Origin of the sequence: Herbidospora galbida (genome assembly GCF_005233835.1) — a bacterium.
Lineage (GTDB): Bacteria > Actinomycetota > Actinomycetes > Streptosporangiales > Streptosporangiaceae > Herbidospora > Herbidospora galbida.
The window spans coordinates 66,404-84,087 of record NZ_SZQA01000010.1 but is presented as its reverse complement, the minus strand read 5'-3'; the positions used below and the strand labels follow the sequence as shown (position 1 = coordinate 84,087).

Annotated in this window: 15 protein-coding genes; 6 read left to right on the top strand and 9 right to left on the bottom strand. The window is 69.5% G+C overall.

Features of this window, described 5'->3' with window-relative positions; genetic code table 11:
* Positions 1-4: 4 nt before the first annotated feature.
* The 3 genes from FDA94_RS12970 to FDA94_RS12960 are packed head-to-tail and all read left to right on the top strand — an operon-like array spanning position 5 to position 1,755.
* On the top strand, positions 5-457 hold the full coding sequence (locus tag FDA94_RS12970; protein ID WP_137247317.1) for a pyridoxamine 5'-phosphate oxidase family protein: 453 nt from the start codon (positions 5-7) through the stop codon (positions 455-457).
* Positions 457-654 carry a ferredoxin gene (locus FDA94_RS12965; RefSeq protein WP_137247316.1) on the top strand — a complete coding sequence of 66 codons (198 nt, stop codon included), beginning with the start codon at positions 457-459 and terminating at the stop codon, positions 652-654. Before FDA94_RS12970 ends, FDA94_RS12965 begins: the two co-directional genes overlap by 1 nt.
* 18 nt (positions 655-672) lie before the next feature.
* Positions 673-1,755, top strand: a complete 1,083-nt coding sequence (locus tag FDA94_RS12960) for a Zn-dependent alcohol dehydrogenase (protein WP_137247315.1) — start codon at positions 673-675, stop codon at positions 1,753-1,755.
* 17 nt (positions 1,756-1,772) lie between these two features.
* Here FDA94_RS12960 and FDA94_RS12955 read toward each other — a convergent pair whose 3' ends face one another.
* Together FDA94_RS12955 and FDA94_RS12950 are read right to left on the bottom strand one after the other, a co-directional pair.
* Positions 1,773-2,042 (bottom strand): hypothetical protein, encoded by a 270-nt coding sequence (locus FDA94_RS12955; protein WP_137247314.1) that lies wholly within the window; start codon positions 2,040-2,042, stop codon positions 1,773-1,775.
* Positions 2,043-2,125: 83 nt separating this feature from the next.
* Positions 2,126-2,617: a GNAT family N-acetyltransferase gene (locus FDA94_RS12950; RefSeq protein WP_137247313.1), complete on the bottom strand. Its 492-nt coding sequence runs from the start codon at positions 2,615-2,617 to the stop codon at positions 2,126-2,128.
* A gap of 147 nt (positions 2,618-2,764) precedes the next feature.
* Here FDA94_RS12950 and FDA94_RS12945 point away from each other — a divergent pair, with 147 nt between their 5' ends.
* The gene (locus FDA94_RS12945; protein WP_137247312.1) at positions 2,765-3,148 is read left to right on the top strand and encodes a nuclear transport factor 2 family protein; all 384 of its coding nucleotides are present in this window, start codon (positions 2,765-2,767) and stop codon (positions 3,146-3,148) included.
* Here the strand turns inward: FDA94_RS12945 and FDA94_RS12940 are convergent.
* From FDA94_RS12940 to FDA94_RS12910, 7 genes are all read right to left on the bottom strand, one after another.
* Positions 3,145-3,972, bottom strand: a complete 828-nt coding sequence (locus tag FDA94_RS12940; RefSeq protein ID WP_137247311.1) for an aldo/keto reductase — start codon at positions 3,970-3,972, stop codon at positions 3,145-3,147. The two genes, FDA94_RS12945 and FDA94_RS12940, sit on opposite strands and share 4 nt — an antisense overlap.
* A gap of 232 nt (positions 3,973-4,204) precedes the next feature.
* A complete protein-coding gene (locus FDA94_RS39875) occupies positions 4,205-5,992 on the bottom strand; it encodes a PQQ-dependent sugar dehydrogenase (RefSeq protein WP_137247310.1) in 1,788 nt (595 codons plus the stop codon).
* A 221-nt stretch (positions 5,993-6,213) separates the two neighbouring features.
* Positions 6,214-7,218, bottom strand: coding sequence for a sugar phosphate isomerase/epimerase family protein (locus FDA94_RS12930; RefSeq protein WP_137247309.1), 1,005 nt, complete (start codon positions 7,216-7,218; stop codon positions 6,214-6,216).
* Positions 7,219-7,395: 177 nt separating this feature from the next.
* Positions 7,396-8,535, bottom strand: a complete 1,140-nt coding sequence (locus FDA94_RS12925) for a Gfo/Idh/MocA family protein (protein ID WP_137247396.1) — start codon at positions 8,533-8,535, stop codon at positions 7,396-7,398.
* A 20-nt stretch (positions 8,536-8,555) separates the two neighbouring features.
* Positions 8,556-9,623: a substrate-binding domain-containing protein gene (locus FDA94_RS12920; RefSeq protein ID WP_137247308.1), complete on the bottom strand. Its 1,068-nt coding sequence runs from the start codon at positions 9,621-9,623 to the stop codon at positions 8,556-8,558.
* Positions 9,624-9,712: 89 nt separating this feature from the next.
* Positions 9,713-10,765 carry an ABC transporter permease gene (locus FDA94_RS12915; protein ID WP_137247307.1) on the bottom strand — a complete coding sequence of 351 codons (1,053 nt, stop codon included), beginning with the start codon at positions 10,763-10,765 and terminating at the stop codon, positions 9,713-9,715.
* An 18-nt stretch (positions 10,766-10,783) separates the two neighbouring features.
* Positions 10,784-12,334, bottom strand: coding sequence for a sugar ABC transporter ATP-binding protein (locus FDA94_RS12910; protein ID WP_137247306.1), 1,551 nt, complete (start codon positions 12,332-12,334; stop codon positions 10,784-10,786).
* A gap of 102 nt (positions 12,335-12,436) precedes the next feature.
* Between FDA94_RS12910 and FDA94_RS12905 the strand changes: the two genes are divergently transcribed.
* Together FDA94_RS12905 and FDA94_RS12900 are read left to right on the top strand one after the other, a co-directional pair.
* Entirely contained in the window at positions 12,437-13,621 is a 1,185-nt protein-coding gene (locus FDA94_RS12905) for an ROK family protein (protein WP_137247305.1), read from the top strand.
* 158 nt (positions 13,622-13,779) lie between these two features.
* Positions 13,780-17,679 carry a ThuA domain-containing protein gene (locus FDA94_RS12900; RefSeq protein WP_212735304.1) on the top strand — a complete coding sequence of 1,300 codons (3,900 nt, stop codon included), beginning with the start codon at positions 13,780-13,782 and terminating at the stop codon, positions 17,677-17,679.
* Positions 17,680-17,684 lie beyond the last annotated feature (5 nt).

Here is a 17,684-nt window from a genome sequence, read left to right as displayed (position 1 = left end):
GGTCGTGAACCAGCGCGCGCGGATCGTGATGACCGGCGAAGAGGTGGCCACCCTGCTGAAAGAGGGCCGCAAACTCCAGCTCGCCACGATCAACCAGGACGGCACGCCCCATCTGGTGACCATGTTCTACGGGCTGTCCGACGACGGCCGGCTGATCTTCTGGACCTACGCCAAGGCGCAGAAGTCCCGCAACATCGACCGCGACCCCCGGGTGACCTGCCTGGTCGAAGTGGGCGACGACTACGGCGACCTGCGCGGCGCGACGATCTACGGCACCGCGCTCCCCTACGACGACGTGATGGACGCCGGCATGCGCATCACGGCCAGGATGACCGGCCAGGACCCCGAACCGATGCGCCCGATGGTGGAGCTCACCGGACGCAAGCGCGTCGCCTACATCGTCGAGCCGGGGCGCGTAGTCTCCTGGGATCACCGCAAACTGCACGGGAGCTCCTGATGCCGAAGGTCATTGTCGACTACCTCGTCTGTGAGGCCAACGGGGTCTGCGTGGGCCTGGCCCCCGACGTGTTCGACCTCGACGACGACGACAACCTGCACGTTCTGCTGGAAGAACCCCCCGCCGACATGCTCGACCGGGTCAGGCACGCGGTCCGGTCATGCCCGAAGGCGGCACTTTCGCTCGAAGAAGAGTAAAAACCACCGGAGGTTCCCATGCGCGGCGCTCTGCTGCACACCATCGGCGCGGACAAGCTCGACATCCGCGACGACCTGACCCTCATCCCGGTCGGCCCTTCGGACGTCCGGGTCCGGATCAGGGCGACCGGCGTCTGCCACTCGGACCTGTCGGCCATCTCGGGGGTGCTCCCTCAGCCCGCGCCCCTGGTGCCGGGCCACGAGGGGGCCGGTGAGGTCGTCGAGGTCGGCGACCACGTGACGAGCGTCGCGCCCGGGGACCACGTGATCATCAACTGGACCCCGGCGTGCGGGTCGTGCCCGAGCTGCTCCCACGGCCAGCCGCACCTGTGCATGACCTCGGTCGTCCGCGGCTTCACCGAGCCCGGCTTCAAGTTCGACGGCGACAAGCCCGCCTTCGGCATGGCCGGCTGCGGCACCTGGGCTGAGGAGATCGTGGTCCCGGCCGGCGGCGCGATCAAGGTCGACGCCGACGTCCCGTTCGAGATGGCGGCCCTGATCGGCTGCGGCATCACCACGGGCGTGGGCGCCGCGCTGAACACCGCCAAGGTCCGCCCCGGCACGTCGGTGGCCGTGGTCGGCTGCGGCGGCGTGGGCCTGTCGGTGATCCAGGGCGCCCGCATCTCCGGCGCGACCACGATCCTGGCGATCGACCCCCTGGAGTCCAAGCACGAACTGGCCAAGAAGGTCGGCGCCACCCACGCCTGCACCCCCGACCAGCTCATGGACGCCATCGGCACGCTGACCGGCGGCCAGGGCTTCGACTACGGCTTCGAGGTCGTCGGCAAGTCCCAGGCCATCATGACCGCCTGGCAGGCGACCCGGCGCGGCGGCGACGTGATCGTGGTGGGCGCCGGCGCGATGGACGACATGGTCCCCCTCAACGCCTTCAGCCTCCTGTTCGACGGCAAGAACCTCCTCAGCTCCCTGTACGGGGGCAGCGACGTCCGCCGCGACTTCCCGTTCTTCGCGGGGCTGTACAAGGCCGGCAAGCTCGACCTGGAGAGCATGATCAGCTCCCGCATCCAGCTGACCGACCTGAACGACGCGGTGACGGCCCTGCGCGGCGGCGAGGTACTGCGCCAGATCGTCCTGCTGTAACCGCCCACCACGGCCGGTCAGAGCCCCCGCAGCACGTCCGCCAGGTCGTCGCCGTAGGAGGCCCAGCAGGAGATGACGCCCGAGTCGTCCATGCCTCCCACGAGGTAGCCGTCTTCACGCACCACGCACAGTCCGCCGACCTGGATGATCAACGACGGCTGGACGGGGGTGCCGTCCAGGAGGACCGGCGTGTGGAGCGGCATCAGTGCGGCGTCCTCGGCCATGGCGACCTGGGCGACACGTGCCAGGGTCCATCCGTCGGGGAGCCTGCCGAAGCGGGAAGCCATCGCGCTGGACCACCGTCCCTCGTCGCTTGATCGTCGGTCCGGCCATCATCCCGCCGTACGGGCGTGAAAAGGGCCGCGGCGGTCTAGACGTCGAACGAGATCCAGACGTCGGGCGGAAGGTCGGGGCGGCCGGGCACCGGCCGTCGCTCCTCGGTCCAGGCCTGCCCGGCCACCTCGGTGGCCGCGCGGCGCCAGAAGCGGACGGCGGGAAGGTTGACGTCCTGGAAGGCGACGTCCCAGGGGCCCGGGTGCCGGGTGACGACGTCGGCCACGGCGCGCAGGCCGACGCCGGAGCGCCGCGCGGCGCGTACGACGAAGAAGCTGTTGAGCACCCGGACGGGACCGCCGAGCGCGCGGACGAAGGCGAACCCGAGCGGGCTGCCCTCGCCCGTCACGAGGTAGGCGGCCCAGTCGGGGTCGGTGAAGGCGGCGTGCAGGCGTTCGCTGCGGTAGGTGCCGTCGGGGTTGGGCAGGCCGCCGGTGAACTCCGACAGGTCATGCCGGAACAGCAGCCAGAGCCGCTCGACCGCGGGCCGGTCGTCGGCGGTGGCGGGGCGGACTCTGACGTCGTGCATGGCTCTCCTCCGGGCATGAAAAAAGCCTCCCCGGCGGACCGGGGAGGCAAATGATGATCGAAGTATATCGTTTCGGCGCATACGCCTCAGGACGGTCGGCTCCGTATCGTCCCCCTCAGTGCTGTCGATCGCGTGAGGGAGATCGGTATGTCCGACGATGCGGCACGACGCGTCTTCGACGTGGTCGACACCTTCGACCCCGACGAGTTCGTCAAGCTCCTGGCCGAGGACGCCACCCTGCGGTTCGGCAACGCCGCCCCCAACAAGGGCCGCGAGGCGATCGCGGCGGGGCTGCGGGGCTTCTTCTCCACCATCGGCGGCCTCCGCCACCGCATCGTCCGCACCTGGGAGACGGGCGCCGACGTGGTCGCGGAGACCGAGGTGACGTACACGAGACTCGACGGCGGGGAGACCGGCGTCGTGGCGGTGTCGATCTGGACCGTGGGCGACGACGGCCTGATCACCGACTACCGCGTCTTCGTCGACTTGGCCCCCCTCTACGCGCCCCAGGGGTCGGTCGTGACGACCTAGAACTCCTCGTGGGTGTCGGGGTCGAGCCTGACCGGCTTCCCCGTGTCGAGCGCGGTGATCGCCGCGACGTCGGCGGCGTCGAGGCGGAAGTCGAACACGTCGATGTTCTCCCGCTGCCGTCCCGGGTCCCCCGACTTCGGCACCACGCCGATCCCCCGGTCGAGCAGCCACCGCAACACCACCTGCGAGGGGGCCTTCCCCACCCGCCGGGCGATCTCGACGATCACCGGGTGCTCCAGAACGCCCGTGTTCCGCTCCAGCGGACTCCAGGCCTGCAGCACCGTCGGATCGCCCTGCGGGGCGTCGACGAGCGCTGCCTGGGCGTGGGTCGGCGACACCTGCCGTTGATTGACGGCGGGATGGACCCCGGTCTCCTTGACCACGGCGTCGAGATGCTCAGGCGTGAAGTTGGACACCCCCACCGATCGGATGAGCCCCTCCCGCGCCAGTTCCAGCAACGCGGCATAGGTCTCGACGTAGAGCCCGAGCCGGGGCAGCGGCCAGTGGATGAGATAGAGATCGACATAGTCGAGCCCGAGCCGCTCCAACGACCCTTCGATCGCGGCCCGCGCCTTGGCGGCCCCATGATCCTCTCCGCGAAGCTTGGTCGTGACGAAGAAGTCCTTCCGCGGCAACCCCGACTCGCGCACCCCGGCCCCGACAGCGGCCTCGTTCCCATAACTGGCGGCCGTGTCGAGCAGCCGATATCCGGCATCGACCGCGGTGAGCACGGCGTCGATGGCCGTCCGGCCCTGGAGGGGGTAAGTGCCAAGTCCGACGAGGGGCATGGAGTGCCCGGTGTTGAGAGTCACGTGAGTAGACATGACTCCATAGTGGTCCGGGGGATTTGCGAGGCCGCGTCCGGGCCTGGACGAACACGCCTTGGGAGTGGAGCTCGCCTTCGCGGGTGGGATGCTCGTTGACACGCCGGCGCCGCCCGCGCGTCAGCGGGAGGGGTGCTCACGATCTCCTCGTGGACGGGGCGGCGCAGCACACCTTCGGCGCATCCAGAAGTGATCGGGGGCGTCGGCCCCGCCTTGATCCGTGGCCGAGGCGTCATCTGGCCGTGCAGGTGATGGGCGACGGACTCGCGACATTGCCGCCGGACCAGCCGACCGGGAATGGCACCGTCACCGAATTGCCCGGCAGCAGTACGCCGTTCTGGGTGACGGTCACCGTGGCGCCTGGCAGGTGGTAGCCGTTCAACTGCAGGTAGCTCAGCCCGTTGGGAACCTTGAAGGTGACCGTCCACGAGGTGATGGGCAACGTTCCGGTGTTGCGCACCGTCAGTTCGCCCCACGAGGCCGTCGTCCACTGCAGAAAGAACCGGATCGTCGCTTCGCAGGAGCGCGTACCGCTGGGCGACGGCGACGGACTGGGCGACGGTGACGCGCTGGGCGACGGTGATGGGCTAGGCGACGGTGATGGGCTGGGCGAGGGCGAAGGGCTGGGCGACGGCGAGGGGCATGGTGATGGGCTGGGTGATGGGCTCGGCGACGGCGAAGGGCTGGGCGACGGCGAAGGGCTGGGCGACGGCGAAGGGCTGGGCGATGGTGATGCGCTGGGCGAGGGAGAGGCGCTGGGGGACGCCGACGGGCTGGGCGACGCCGACGGTGAAGGGCTGGGCGCGGGAGAGGCGCTGGGGGACGCCGACGGGCTGGGCGACGCCGACGGTGAAGGGCTGGGCGCGGGAGAGGGGCACGGGGAGGGGCCGCCCGGCGAGGGTGACGGGCCGGCCGACGGGGAGACCCCCGGGCCGGATGGTGACGGGCCGGACGGGCCGGCGGGCGGGATGCGGATGATCAAGTCGTCGCCGGGGCGAACCGTGCCCCTGCCGTCGCGGTTGCTCGTCGCCACCCAGAGCCAGCCGTCCGGGCCGAGCGCCACGGTGCGCAGCCGTCCCGGCTGTTCCCGCAGTTCGGCCACCGGAGTGCCCACCATGGTGCCGCCGCTGACCGGCACCGTCCACAGGCGCTTACCGGCCAGGGCCGCGGCGAAGAGCGTGTTGTTGGCGTACGCCAGGCCGCTGGGGGACGCCTCGGTGGCGCTCCAGGTCACCAGGGGGTTCGTGAAGCTCGGGCTGCTGCACGGGCCCTCGCAGGCGGGCCAGCCGTAGTTGTGGCCCGGGCGAATGAAGTTGATCTCGTCTGTGGAGTTCTGACCGAATTCCGTGGCGTACAGCCGGCCGGCCTCGTCCCAGGCGAGCCCCTGCACGTTGCTGTGGCCGTAGCTGTAGACCGGTGAGCCGGCGAACGGGTTGTCCGTGGGGACCGCGCCGTCGCGGGTGATGCGCAGGATCTTGCCGCCGAGGTTCGTGCTCTGGGCGTGCGCGGGGTAGCCCGCGTCGCCCGTGGCCACGTACAGCATGCCGTCGGGGCCGAACGCGATGCGCCCGCCGTTGCGGGTCTGGCCCCGGGGGATGCCGGCGAGGATCACCTGCTGGACGTGCGGAGCGCTGAGCCGGAACCGGACCACCCTGTTGTCTGAGGCGGAGCTGATGTACGCGTAGACGTACTGGTCCTGCGCGAACGTGGGAGAGAGCGCGATGCCGAGCAGGCCCCCCTCGCCTCCGTGGTGCACGTTCGGGACCGTGGCCACCGGTACGGGCGAGGTGCCGGGACGCACCCGCGCCAGGATCGCGGTGTCGCGTTCGGAGACGAGGGCGCTGCCGTCGGGGAGGAAGGCCATGCCCCACGGCACCCGCAGCCCCACGGCGGCGACCTGTGCCCGGGTGAAGTCGAATCCGCCCGTCTCCGCGGCGGCAGGCCGGGTCACGACGAGCGCCGTGGCGGCGAGCACGGCACAGAGGACGACGGAGAGTGCCGAGGACAGGTGCTTGGGCATCGCACGCTCCCGGGTGGGACGGGACTACCGGCTCGTCCCCATCGAAAGCGCCGGCCGCCCCGGGGGCAATCACCGGGCGGGCGCCCGCTCGCCGATCTGCGTGTACGCCGCCGGCCGCGCCCCGGGCCGGGAAACTTTCACGACCGGCGTGGGTTGCAGGCTTGAGAAAGGCAGGTCTGCGCTCCTGACCTCGGAAACGCAGACCTGCCTCGTTCAGGAGATCACTCGGAGCTGAAAGCGGCGTCGAACGCCGCCGCGGGCGGGGTGATCGCGTTGAGCTTGGAGATGTACGCCAGGGCCTCGGGCGCGCCCATGAGGCGGTCCATGCCGGCGTCCTCCCACTCGATGGAGATGGGGCCGTCGTAACCGATGTGGTTGAGGGCGCGGAAGCAGTCCTCCCACGGCACGTCGCCACGGCCGGTCGAGACGAAGTCCCAGCCGCGCTTGGGGTCGGCCCACGCCAGGTGCGAGGACAGGATGCCGCGGCGGCCGTCGCCGATGCGGACCTTGGCGTCCTTGCAGTCGACGTGGTAGATCCGGTCGGCGAAGTCGAGGATGAAGCCGGCCGGGTCGAGCTGCTGCCACACCATGTGCGACGGGTCCCAGTTCAGGCCGAACGACGCCCGGTGGCCGATGGCCTCCAGGGTCTTGACCGTCGTGTGGTAGTCGTAGGCGATCTCGCTCGGGTGGACCTCGTGGGCGAAGCGCACACCCTCCTGCTCGAACACGTCGAGGATGGGGTTGAAGCGCTCGGCGAAGTCCTCGTAGCCACGGTCGATCATGGCCTGGCTGGCCGGCGGGAACATGGCCACGGTGTGCCAGATCGAGGAGCCGGTGAAGCCGACCACGGTGTTCGCGCCCAGGAGGGCCGCGACGCGGGCGGTGTTCTTGGTCTCCTCGGCGGCGTTCTGCCGGACCTGCTCGGCGTCGTCCGACCACAGGCGCGAGGGCAGGATGCCCTTGTGCCGCTCGTCGATCGGGTGGTCGCAGATGGCCTGGCTGATCAGGTGGTTGGAGATCGTCCAGACCTTGAGGTTGTACTTCTCCAGGGTCTCCAGCTTGCGCTTGACGTACCCGGGGTCGCTCAGCGCCTTGTCGATCTCCAGGTGGTCGCCCCACGTGGCGATCTCGAGGCCTTCGTAGCCCCATTCGGAGGCGAGGCGGCAGACCTCCTCGAAGGGCAGGTCGGCCCACTGGCCGGTGAAGAGGGTGATCGGTCGCGTCATCGTCGTCAGTCTCCGTCAGTCTCCTGGGATGGGGTCTGCCCCTTCCGCCCGGAACGCGAAACGGCTCGGGTGGCACTCACGTGTACGTCGCCTCGGCGCGACGGCGTACACGCGACCGTGCCGGTCGCGTTCCGGGCGGCCGGGAACCCCGGTCCCCCCGAAAAGGTGTGCGTGGTCTTAGACAGTCGTCCAGCGGCTGTCGTCGCCGGCGCTGCGCTCGACCGCGTCGAGCACCTTCTGCACTTGGAGTCCGTCGTCGAACGTGGGCGTGGGGTCCGCCCCGGCCGAGATGGCCTCCAGGAAGTCCTTCACCTCGTGGGTGAACGTGTTCTCGTAGCCGAGTCCGTGGCCCGGGGGCCACCACGCGCCCGCGTAGGGGTGACCGGCCTCGGTGACGAGCACCCGCCGGAATCCACCTTCCTCCGCGGCCAGCGTGTGGTCGTGGAACCACAGCTCGTTGAGCGACTCGAAGTCGAACGAGATGCTGCCGAGCGACCCGTTGACCTCGATGCGCAGCGCGTTCTTGCGGCCGGTGGCGAAGCGCGTGGCCTCGAAGGAGGCGATCGCCCCGCCGCCGAAGCGGCCGGTGAAGATCGCGGCGTCGTCCACGGTGACCTGGCCCATCTCGGCGCCGCCCTGGGCGGAGAGCCCGGCGGAGGCGTCGGCGAGGGGCCGCTCCTTGATGAACGTCTCGGTGATGGCCGAGACGCCCGTCAGGTGTTCACCGAGGATGAACTGCGCGGTGTCGATGATGTGCGCGCCGATGTCACCGAGCGCACCCGATCCGGCCTTGTCCTTCTGCAGACGCCAGACGAGCGGGAAATCGGGGTCGACGATCCAGTCCTGGAGGTACTGGGCGCGTACGTGACGGATGGTCCCGAGACGGCCCTCGGCGACGAGCTGGCGAGCCAGCGCGACGGCGGGGACGCGTCGGTAGTTGAAGGCGACCATGCTGCGCACACCCCGGGCCGACGCCGCGCGGGCGGCGGCGGCCATGGCCTCCGCCTCCTCCACGGTGTTGGCCAGCGGCTTCTCGCACAGCACGTGCTTTCCCGCCTCAAGAGCGGCGATGGCGATCTCGGCGTGCGAGTCACCGGGCGTGCAGATGTCGACCAAGTGCACGTCGTCGCGCTTGACGAGTTCCTTCCAGTCCGTCTCGACGGACGCCCAGCCCATGGACTCGGCGGCCGCCTCGGTGTTCGCCCGCGACCGGCCGGACAGCACCGCCATGGACGGCTTGACCGGCAGGTCGAAGAACGCACCGACACTGCGCCAGGCCTGGGAGTGCACGCGTCCCATGAACGCGTACCCCACCATGCCAACCCCGATGACCGGCTTCACGACTCGAAGCCCAGCGGCAGGTACTCGGCGGCGTTCTCCTTCGTGATGGTCTCGGAGGCCAAGGTGATGGACTGCGGGACCTGGTGCTCCAGAAGGTCGCTCATGCCCTTGCCCTGCGCGATCAGGCGAGCGAGCTTGATCGCGGAGGCGGCCATGGTGGGCGAGTAGGTGACGGTCGCCTTGAGGACGCCCGAGTCGGCCTGGATCTCACGCATGGCGTTGGCCGAACCGGCGCCGCCGACCATGAAGAACTCGGAGCGGTTGGCCTCCTTGATGGCGGCCAGGACGCCGATGCCCTGGTCGTCGTCGTGGTTCCAGATGGCGTCGATCTTCGGGTGCGCCTGGAGCAGGTTGGCGGCGACCTCGGTGCCCGACTCGACGGTGAACTGCGCGTCCTGCTTGGCGGTCACCGAGAAGCCGTAGCTCTTGAGCGCGTCCTCGAAGCCCTTGCTGCGGTCCTGGGTCAGGGGCAGCGTGGCGATGCCCTGGATCTCGAGGATGACCGGGTTGGAGGTACCGGCGTCCTTGAGCTTCTTGCCGATGAAGTGGCCGGCGGCCACGCCCATGCCGTAGTTGTCGCCGCCGATCCAGGTCCGGTACGACAGCTTGTCCGGGAACACGCGGTCGAGGTTGACGACCGGGATGCCGGCGTCGGTGGCGGTGCGGGCGATCTGGTTCAGCTGCGCGCCGTCGTTCGGCAGCATGACGATCACGTTGACCTTGGCCGCGATGAGCGACTCGACGGCCGAGATCTGCACGCTGATGTCGTTGGTCGGCTCGACGGCCTTGAACTCGACATCGGAGTACTGCTTGGCGGCGTCGGCGGCGTTCTTGGCGATCGCCGCGATCCAGCCGTGGTCGGCGGCGGGCGCGGAGAAGCCGATGACGACCTTGTCGCCAGGCGCGTCGTTGCCGCCGGCCGGAGCCGGCGCGGGGGCGGCGGCGGCCGAGGTGGCCGCCGGAGCCGCGGCGGGCTCGTTGCTGGTGCAGGCCGACACGAGCGCACCGGCGCCGATGACGGCACCGCCGAGGAGGAATCCGCGGCGACCCGGGGTCTGGGTCATGTTCTTCTCCTTGAGGAGTTGTTTCCGGCAGTGGGGAACCCGGACCGCGGCGGAACGGATGCCGCGGTCCAGCAGGGGGTGAGAACTTGCTATGTACTTGCTTGGAGGCTGCGCCGCTGAAGGAGAACGGCGGCCACGATGATCAGACCCTTGGCGATGAGCTGGTCACTGGTGTTCAGCCCATTCAGGATGAAGAGGTTGGTGATCACGGTGAAGATGAGCAGACCGAGGATGGCGCCCACGATCGTGCCCCGGCCACCGGTCAGAAGCGTGCCGCCGATGATGACCGCGGCGATCGCGTCCAGTTCGTACAGGTCGCCGTGGGTGGACGACCCGGTCGTGGTGCGCGCCATGATGAGAATCGCTGCGATGCCGCAGCAGAACCCGGACAGCGCGTAGAGCATCATCGTGTGGCGCTTCACGTTGATGCCGGCCAGCCGGGCGGCCTCGGGGTTGCCGCCGACGGCGTAGGTGCGGCGGCCGAAGGTGGTGCGGTTGAGGATCAGCCAGCCGACGATGACGACCACGGCGAAGACGTAGACGAGCAGCGGCAGGCCGAGCACCCGGGTCGTCGAGAGGTCGACGATCACCTGGTTGTCGGGGCCGACCAGCTGGGTCTTCCGGTCGGACATGCGCTGGGCCAGACCACGGGCGGCCACCAGCATCGCCAGCGTGGCGATGAAGGGCACCATCCGCCCGTACGAGATCAGGAAGCCGTTGAGAAGTCCGGCTCCGGTTCCCACCAGGACGGCGCAGATCATCATCACCCAGGGCCCGTAGGCCTGGGTCGCCAGCGTGGTGGCCCAGACGGAGGCCAGGGCCATCACCGCGCCGACCGACAGGTCGATGCCGCCGCCGATGATGACGAAGGTCGCGCCGACGGTGATGACGCCGATGGTCGCGGCCAGGGCCAGGATCGACACCATGTTCGACGTGGTGGCGAACGCGTCGGGCACGGTGACCAGGCCGACCGCGGCCAGGATGACCAGGGCCAGTACCAGGCCGATGTGCGGGATCTCTCCGATCCCGCCGAGTCGTAGTCCGCCGCCGGAGGGCTTGGCGGCGGCCGCCGCGGCGGCCTCCACCCGGGCGGTTTCGTCCGCCTTGGGTGCGGACACCTGTTGCGGATTCACCTCTGTCATGGAACGGGCTCCTGCAGATCAGTCGTGGGAGGGGGCGGACGTCACGGGGTGAGCGTCCATGACGAGGTCCAGCACGGTGTGCTCATCGAGCTCTCCGGCGCCGGCCTCTCGGACGATGCGGCCTTCGCGGATCACCAGCACACGGTCGGCCAGCCCGAGAACCTCGGGGACCTCGCTGGAGACCAGCAACACACCGACACCTTCGTCGGCCAGCTTGCGGATGAGGGCGTAGATCTCGGCGCGGGCGCCGACGTCGACACCGCGGGTCGGCTCATCGAGCAGCAGTAGCTTTCGGCCTTCTCCGACCAGCCAGCGGCCGATGACCGCCTTCTGCTGGTTGCCGCCGGAGAGGGTCTTGATGATGCGGTTGGGGTCCGGCGGGCGGATGTCGAGCGCCTTGACCAGGCTCTCGGCCTCCTCCGCCTCCTTCTTGCGGTTGATCCACCCGAAGGTGGAGTAACGCTCCAAGCTCGCCAGGGTGATGTTGCGGGCGACGCTCTGGCCGAGGAGAAGACCCTGGGCCTTGCGCTCCTCGGGGGCCAGGCCCATGCCGAGCCCGACGGTGCGGGTGGTGTTGCCCGGCTTCACGACCTGGCCGTTCAGCGTGATCTTGCCGGAGAACTTCCGGGCGCCGTACACGGCCTCGATGATCTCCGAGCGGCCGGAGCCGACCAGTCCCGCGAGACCGACGATCTCACCGGCGCGGACCGAGAACGTCACGTCACGGACCATGCCGGCCACGGAGACGTTCTCGATCGTGAGGATTTCGTCCCCGAAGCCGCCGTCAGAGCGGGGCGGGAAGACGTATTCGACGTTGCGGCCGGTCATCAGCGACACGACCTTGTTGGTCGGGGTGTCCTTCGCGGGCAGGCCGACCGCGACGGTGCGGCCGTCCTTGAGCACGGTCACCCGGTCGCCGATCTCACGGATCTCCTCCAGGCGGTGGGAGATGTAGATGACGGCGACACCCTGGGCGGTGACCTCCCGGATGATCCGGAAGAGGTTGTTCACCTCATCGTGCGCCAGCGCGGCCGAGGGCTCGTCCATGACGATGATCCGCGCGTCGTGCGACAGCGCCCGCGCCATGGAGACGACCTGCTTGCCGGCCGGGGAGAGGCGGCCCACTTCGGTCGTCGGGCGGATCTCGCCGTGCCCGAGTCGTTCCAGGATCTTCCTGGTGGCGGCGTTGGTCGCGCCCCGGTGGGTGAATCCCATCGTGGCGTGCTCGTGCCCGAGGAACACGTTCTCGGCGACGCTGAGGCCGTCGACGAGGTCGAGTTCCTGATAGATGGTCGCGACGCCCAGCTTCATAGCGGCCGTCGGGGTCGTCAGTTTCACCGGTTCGCCGTTCATCAGCACCTCGCCGGAGTCCGGCTGGTGGGCGCCCGCGAGCACCTTGATGAGGGTCGACTTACCGGCCCCGTTCTGTCCCAATAGACAGTGGACCTCTCCGGCGCGGACGTCGAGGTCCACCCCGTCGAGTGCACGCACGCCGGGGAACTGCTTGACGATGTCCCGCATTGCAAGCAACGACGGGGTTTCCGACTGCTCCCGGCTTATGTCCTCCATGTTTCCGGATGCTAAGGACGACTTATGCTGACGGTCAAGCAAAAGTGGATGTCCTGATGTCATAATGAGATCTGGAATCATCGGATGCGGTGAAGGGAGGCGATGTTGACTCAGGGGATGCTGAGCGAGTCCAGCGGCTCGGTCACCGGAGCGGGAGCACTGCTCTCGATCCTTCGTGACGGCCAGGCCCGCACTCGGGCCGAGCTCGTGCAGCTCACGGGTCTCGCCAGGTCCACAGTTTCGCAGCGGCTCGACGCGCTGCTCTCGCATCAATGGATCGTGCCCGCCGACGACGCGATCTCCTCAGGAGGGCGGCCCGCGACCGCCTTCACCTTCAACCGGGGCGCCCGGGTCGTCGCGGCGGCCGATCTCGGGGCGACCCACGCACGTGTGGCGGTGACCGACCTCGCCTCGACCGTCCTGGCCGAGCGCAGGGTCGACCTGCCCATCGATCGAGGGCCCGAAGAGGTTCTCGGCTGGCTGGTGGTGACGCTGAAAGAGCTGCTCGTCGAGACCGGCGGCTCGCTCTGCGGCGTGGGTGTCGGCCTCCCCGGACCGGTCTCCCACTCCAGCGGCCGGCCGGTCAACCCGCCGATAATGCCCGGATGGGATGGGTTCCCAGTGCCTGACTGGCTGGGATCTCGTCTAGGGGCACCGGTTCTGGTCGACAACGACGTGAACATCATGGCGCTGGGCGAACACTGGGCGGCCAGGCGTGACGTCGAGCATCTGGTGTTCGTCAAGATCGGCACCGGCATCGGGTGCGGCATCATCTCCGAGCGGCGGCTCCATCGCGGCGCTCAGGGTGCGGCCGGGGACATCGGGCACATCAGGGTCACCACGAGCGACGAGGTTGTGTGCCGGTGTGGCAACAGCGGATGTCTCGAAGCGGTGGCCAGCGGCGCTGCCATCGCGACCCAGCTCAGTGCGGCCGGGGTCGACGCCCACGGCAGCCGCGACGTGGTCAACCTGGTTCGGCAGGGCAACACGATGGCCGTGCAGTTCGCACGGCAGGCCGGGCGCGAGATCGGCGACGTCCTGGCGTCGATCGTGAACTTCTTCAATCCGTCGGTGATAGTGATCGGTGGAGACATGGCCGAGGCCGGGGAGCACATCCTGGCCGGGGTGCGAGAGGTCATATACAGCCGATCGCTCCCGCTGGCGACGCAACACCTGAGCATAAGAGCCACTGAGCTCGGTGATCGGGCGGGCATCATCGGCGCGGCCGTCATGGTCATAGAGCACGTCCTGTCCCCGGAAGCGGTGGATCTGGTCGTCTCATCCTGAGAGCGCTCTCTTGACTGACTCGTGACAAAGCAGCAACATTACGGGCGGGTCCCACTCGATCCGGTCAGCGGTGGCACGCTGACCTACCGGTGAGAGCGCTTCCCCTCTGACGCGTTCGGCGCACGCGTTCCGGCACCCCCTCCGAAAGGAACGCCCCTGTGCGCCCCTTCATCCGTGTCGTCTTAAGCGCCTTATTGGTGCTGGCGGGCGTGGTCGTCACCACCCCTCCGGCCCACGCGGCGGACTTCAGCGTCCTGGTCTTCTCCAAGACCGCCGGCTTCCGGCACGGCTCCATCGGCCCCGGCATCACCGCCATCCAGCAACTCGGCGCCGCCAACAACTTCACGGTCGAGGCGACCGAGGACGCGGCCCAGTTCACCGACGCCAACCTGGCCCGCTTCCAGGCGGTCATCTGGCTCTCCACCACCGGTGACGTGCTCAACGCCACCCAGCAGGCCGCCTTCGAGCGCTACATCGCGGCGGGCGGCGGCTACGCCGGCGTCCACGCCGCCGCCGACACCGAGTACGACTGGGCCTGGTACGGCAACCTCGTCGGCGCCTACTTCCAGCAGCACCCCGCCGAGCAGACCGCGACCGTACGGGTCTCCGACCGGGTCCACCCCTCCACCGCGCACCTGCCGCACCGCTGGAGCCGGTTCGACGAGTGGTACAGCTACCGCGCCAACCCGCGCGGGAAGGTCCATGTGCTGGCCACCCTCGACGAGACCACCTACTCCGGTGGCGGCATGGGCATCGACCACCCGATCTCGTGGTGCCAGGACTACGCGGGCGGCCGCTCCTGGTACACCGGCATGGGGCACACCGACGCCTCCTACAGTGACGCCAACTTCCGCAACCACCTGCTCGGCGGCATCCGCACCGCGGCCGGCTTCGCGGCGGCCGACTGCGGCGCCACGGTGACGGGCAACTTCCAGCAGATCGAGCTGGCCAAGGGCGTCGCCGAGGTCGGCGAGCCGATGAGCCTGTCGGTCACCCCCGACGGCGGCGTCTTCCACACCGCCCGCACCGGCGCGGTCCGCTACACCGACGCGGCCGGCAACACCAAGATCGCCGCCACCATCCCCGTCTACACCCACGACGAGGAGGGCCTCCAGGGCGTCGCGGTCGACCCCGGGTACGCCACCAACCGGTGGATCTACCTGTTCTACGCGCCGCCGCTGTCGACCCCCGCGGGCGACGCCCCGGCCAGCGGCACCGCCGCCCAACTCGCCCCGTTCAACGGGGTGAACCGCCTGTCCCGGTTCACTGTGAACGCCGACAACACGCTCAACCTCGCCTCCGAGCGGACCGTCCTGGACGTGCCGACCAGCCGTGGCATGTGCTGCCACGTCGGTGGCGACATGGACTTCGACGCGCAGGGCAACCTCTACCTGTCGACGGGTGACGACACCAACCCGTTCGACTCGGCCGGGTTCTCCCCGATCGACGAGCGGGCGGGCCGCAACCCGGCGTTCGACGCCCAGCGCACCAGCGCCAACAGCAACGACCTGCGCGGCAAGGTGCTGCGCATCAAGCCGACCGCCTCGGGCAGCCCGGCGTACACGATCCCGTCGGGCAACATGTTCGCCCCGGGCACCGCGAACACCAAGCCCGAGATCTACGCCATGGGCTTCCGCAACCCGTTCCGGATGAGCGTCGACAAGGCGACCGGCATCGTCTACCTGGGCGACTACGGTCCCGACGCCGGCACCGCCGACCCGAACCGCGGCCCGGCCGGCCAGGTCTCCTTCGACCGGATCACCGCGCCCGGCTTCTACGGCTGGCCCTACTGCTCGTCGTTCAACGACGCGTACAACGAGTACACCTTCCCGTCGGGTCCGTCTGGCGCGAAGTACAACTGCGCGGGCGGCCCGACCAACAACTCGCCGAACAACACCGGCATCCAGACGCTGCCGCCGTCGCAGCGCGGCTGGATCCCCTACACCGGCTCGACCCCGGCGGAGTTCACCGGCGGCGGCCTGTCGCCGATGGGCGGCCCGGTCTACCGCTACGACGCGGCCTCGACCTCCACGGTCAAGTTCCCCCGCTACTACGACGGGACCTTCTTCGCCGGTGAGTTCGGCCGCCGGTGGATCAAGAACATCGTGCCCGACTCCACCGGGCAGTGGCTGACGATCAACCCGTTCCCGTGGTCGGGCACCCAGGTCATGGACATGGAGTTCGGCAAGAATGGCGCGCTCTACGTCCTCGACTACGGCACCGGCTGGTTCAACGGCGACGGCAACTCGGCCCTCTACCGGATCGAGTACGCCGCCGACGGCCACGCGCCCAAGGCCGTCATCACACCGAGCCGGACGAGCGGCCCCGCGCCGCTGACGGTCGCCTTCTCCTCGGCCGGCACCGTCGACCCCGACGGCGACCCGATCACGCTGGCGTGGGACTTCGACGGCAACGGCAGCAGCGACTCGACGGCGGCCAACCCGTCGTACACGTACACGGCCAACGGCACCTACAACCCGACGCTGACCGTGCGCGACTCGACCGGGAAGTCGTCGTCGGCCTCGACGGTGATCACGGTCGGCAACACCGCGCCGACGGTGGTGGTGAACACCCCGGTGAACGGCGGCCTGTTCTCCTTCGGCGACGCGATCCCGTTCACGGTGACCGTCACCGACCCGGAGGACGGCACGATCGCCTGCTCGCGGGTCAAGGTCAGCTTCATCCTCGGCCACGACTCGCACGGCCACCCGATGACCAGCGCGAACGGCTGCTCGGGCGTCCTGCAGACGACGACCGACGGTGAGCACGACTCCGCCGCGAACATCTACGGCGTCATCGACGCCGAGTACACCGACAACGGCGGCCTGACCACGCACACCCAGGCCCAGCTGCAGCCGAGGCTGCGCCAGGCCGAGCACTTCTCGTCGCAGAGCGGCGTGCAGGCGGTCGCCGGCGCGGCTCCGCACGGCGGCGCGGCGGTCGGCTACATCGACAACAACGACTGGATCGCGTTCACCCCGTACAACCTGAGCGGGGCGACCTCGTTCACGGCGCGGGTCGGCGCGGTCGCCGGCGGCAACACGCTGGAGGTGCGGACCGGCTCGCCGACGGGCACGCTCGTGGCCACGGTCACCGTCCCGGCCACCGGCGGGTACGCCACCTTCCAGGACGTCACCGTCCCGATAACCAACCCGCCGACGAGCACCGGCCAGCTCTATCTGGTGTTCAAGGGCGCCACGGGCGGCGGCCTGTTCGACGTCGACGACTTCACCTTCGGCACCGGCAGCGGCCCGCAGCAGCCCACGGGCAACCTGGCGCTGAACAAGCCGGTCGTGGTGACCAGCGCCGAGTCGGCGGCCTACCCGGGCACGGCCGCGGTCGACGGCAGCGGCACCACCCGGTGGGCCAGCGCCTTCGCCGACCCGCAGTCGATCACTGTCGACCTCGGGGCCTCCTACGACATCAACCGGGTCAGGCTGAGCTGGGAGGCGGCCTACGGGTCGGCGTACACGATCGCGACCTCGGCCAACAACTCCACGTGGACCACGGTCAAGACCGTGACCGGCGAGAACGGCGGCGTCGACGACCACACGGGCCTGAGCGCCACCGGTCGTTACGTCCGCATCACCGGAACGACCCGCGCCACCGCGTGGGGCTACTCGCTCTGGGAGTTCGAGGTCTACGGCAGCAGCGGCCCGACCAACCCGACGCCGACCAACGTCGCGCAGGGCAAGACGGCCACCGCCTCCAGCCAGGAGGCGGCCTACACCCCGGCGATGGCCGTCGACGGCTCCGGCACCACCCGCTGGTCGAGCGCGTTCTCCGACCCGCAGTGGATCCAGGTCGACCTCGGCCAGACCTACGCCATCAGCAGGGTGCGACTGAGCTGGGAGGCCGCCTACGGCAGCGGCTACCAGATCCAGACCTCGCCCAACGGCACGACCTGGACGACGATCAAGACGGTGACCGGTGAGAACGGCGGCGTCGACGATCACACGGGCCTGAGCAACAGCGCCCGCTACGTCCGCATCAACGGCACGGCACGCGGCACTGCCTGGGGCTACTCGCTCTGGGAGTTCGAGGTGTACGGCAGCTAGAACCA

What these genes read in the sequence shown, in the direction of transcription:
- FDA94_RS12920 (WP_137247308.1), bottom strand. Translation starts at nt 9,623, where the DNA reads ATGACCCAGACCCCGGGTCGCCGCGGATTCCTCCTCGGCGGTGCCGTC.
- FDA94_RS12950 (WP_137247313.1), bottom strand. Translation starts at nt 2,617, where the DNA reads ATGCACGACGTCAGAGTCCGCCCCGCCACCGCCGACGACCGGCCCGCG.
- FDA94_RS12940 (WP_137247311.1), bottom strand. Translation starts at nt 3,972, where the DNA reads ATGTCTACTCACGTGACTCTCAACACCGGGCACTCCATGCCCCTCGTC.
- FDA94_RS12930 (WP_137247309.1), bottom strand. Translation starts at nt 7,218, where the DNA reads ATGACGCGACCGATCACCCTCTTCACCGGCCAGTGGGCCGACCTGCCC.
- FDA94_RS12955 (WP_137247314.1), bottom strand. Translation starts at nt 2,042, where the DNA reads ATGGCTTCCCGCTTCGGCAGGCTCCCCGACGGATGGACCCTGGCACGT.
- FDA94_RS12905 (WP_137247305.1), top strand. Translation starts at nt 12,437, where the DNA reads ATGTTGACTCAGGGGATGCTGAGCGAGTCCAGCGGCTCGGTCACCGGA.
- FDA94_RS12945 (WP_137247312.1), top strand. Translation starts at nt 2,765, where the DNA reads ATGTCCGACGATGCGGCACGACGCGTCTTCGACGTGGTCGACACCTTC.
- FDA94_RS12960 (WP_137247315.1), top strand. Translation starts at nt 673, where the DNA reads ATGCGCGGCGCTCTGCTGCACACCATCGGCGCGGACAAGCTCGACATC.
- FDA94_RS12925 (WP_137247396.1), bottom strand. Translation starts at nt 8,535, where the DNA reads ATGGTGGGGTACGCGTTCATGGGACGCGTGCACTCCCAGGCCTGGCGC.
- FDA94_RS12915 (WP_137247307.1), bottom strand. Translation starts at nt 10,765, where the DNA reads ATGACAGAGGTGAATCCGCAACAGGTGTCCGCACCCAAGGCGGACGAA.
- FDA94_RS39875 (WP_137247310.1), bottom strand. Translation starts at nt 5,992, where the DNA reads ATGCCCAAGCACCTGTCCTCGGCACTCTCCGTCGTCCTCTGTGCCGTG.
- FDA94_RS12910 (WP_137247306.1), bottom strand. Translation starts at nt 12,334, where the DNA reads ATGGAGGACATAAGCCGGGAGCAGTCGGAAACCCCGTCGTTGCTTGCA.
- FDA94_RS12965 (WP_137247316.1), top strand. Translation starts at nt 457, where the DNA reads ATGCCGAAGGTCATTGTCGACTACCTCGTCTGTGAGGCCAACGGGGTC.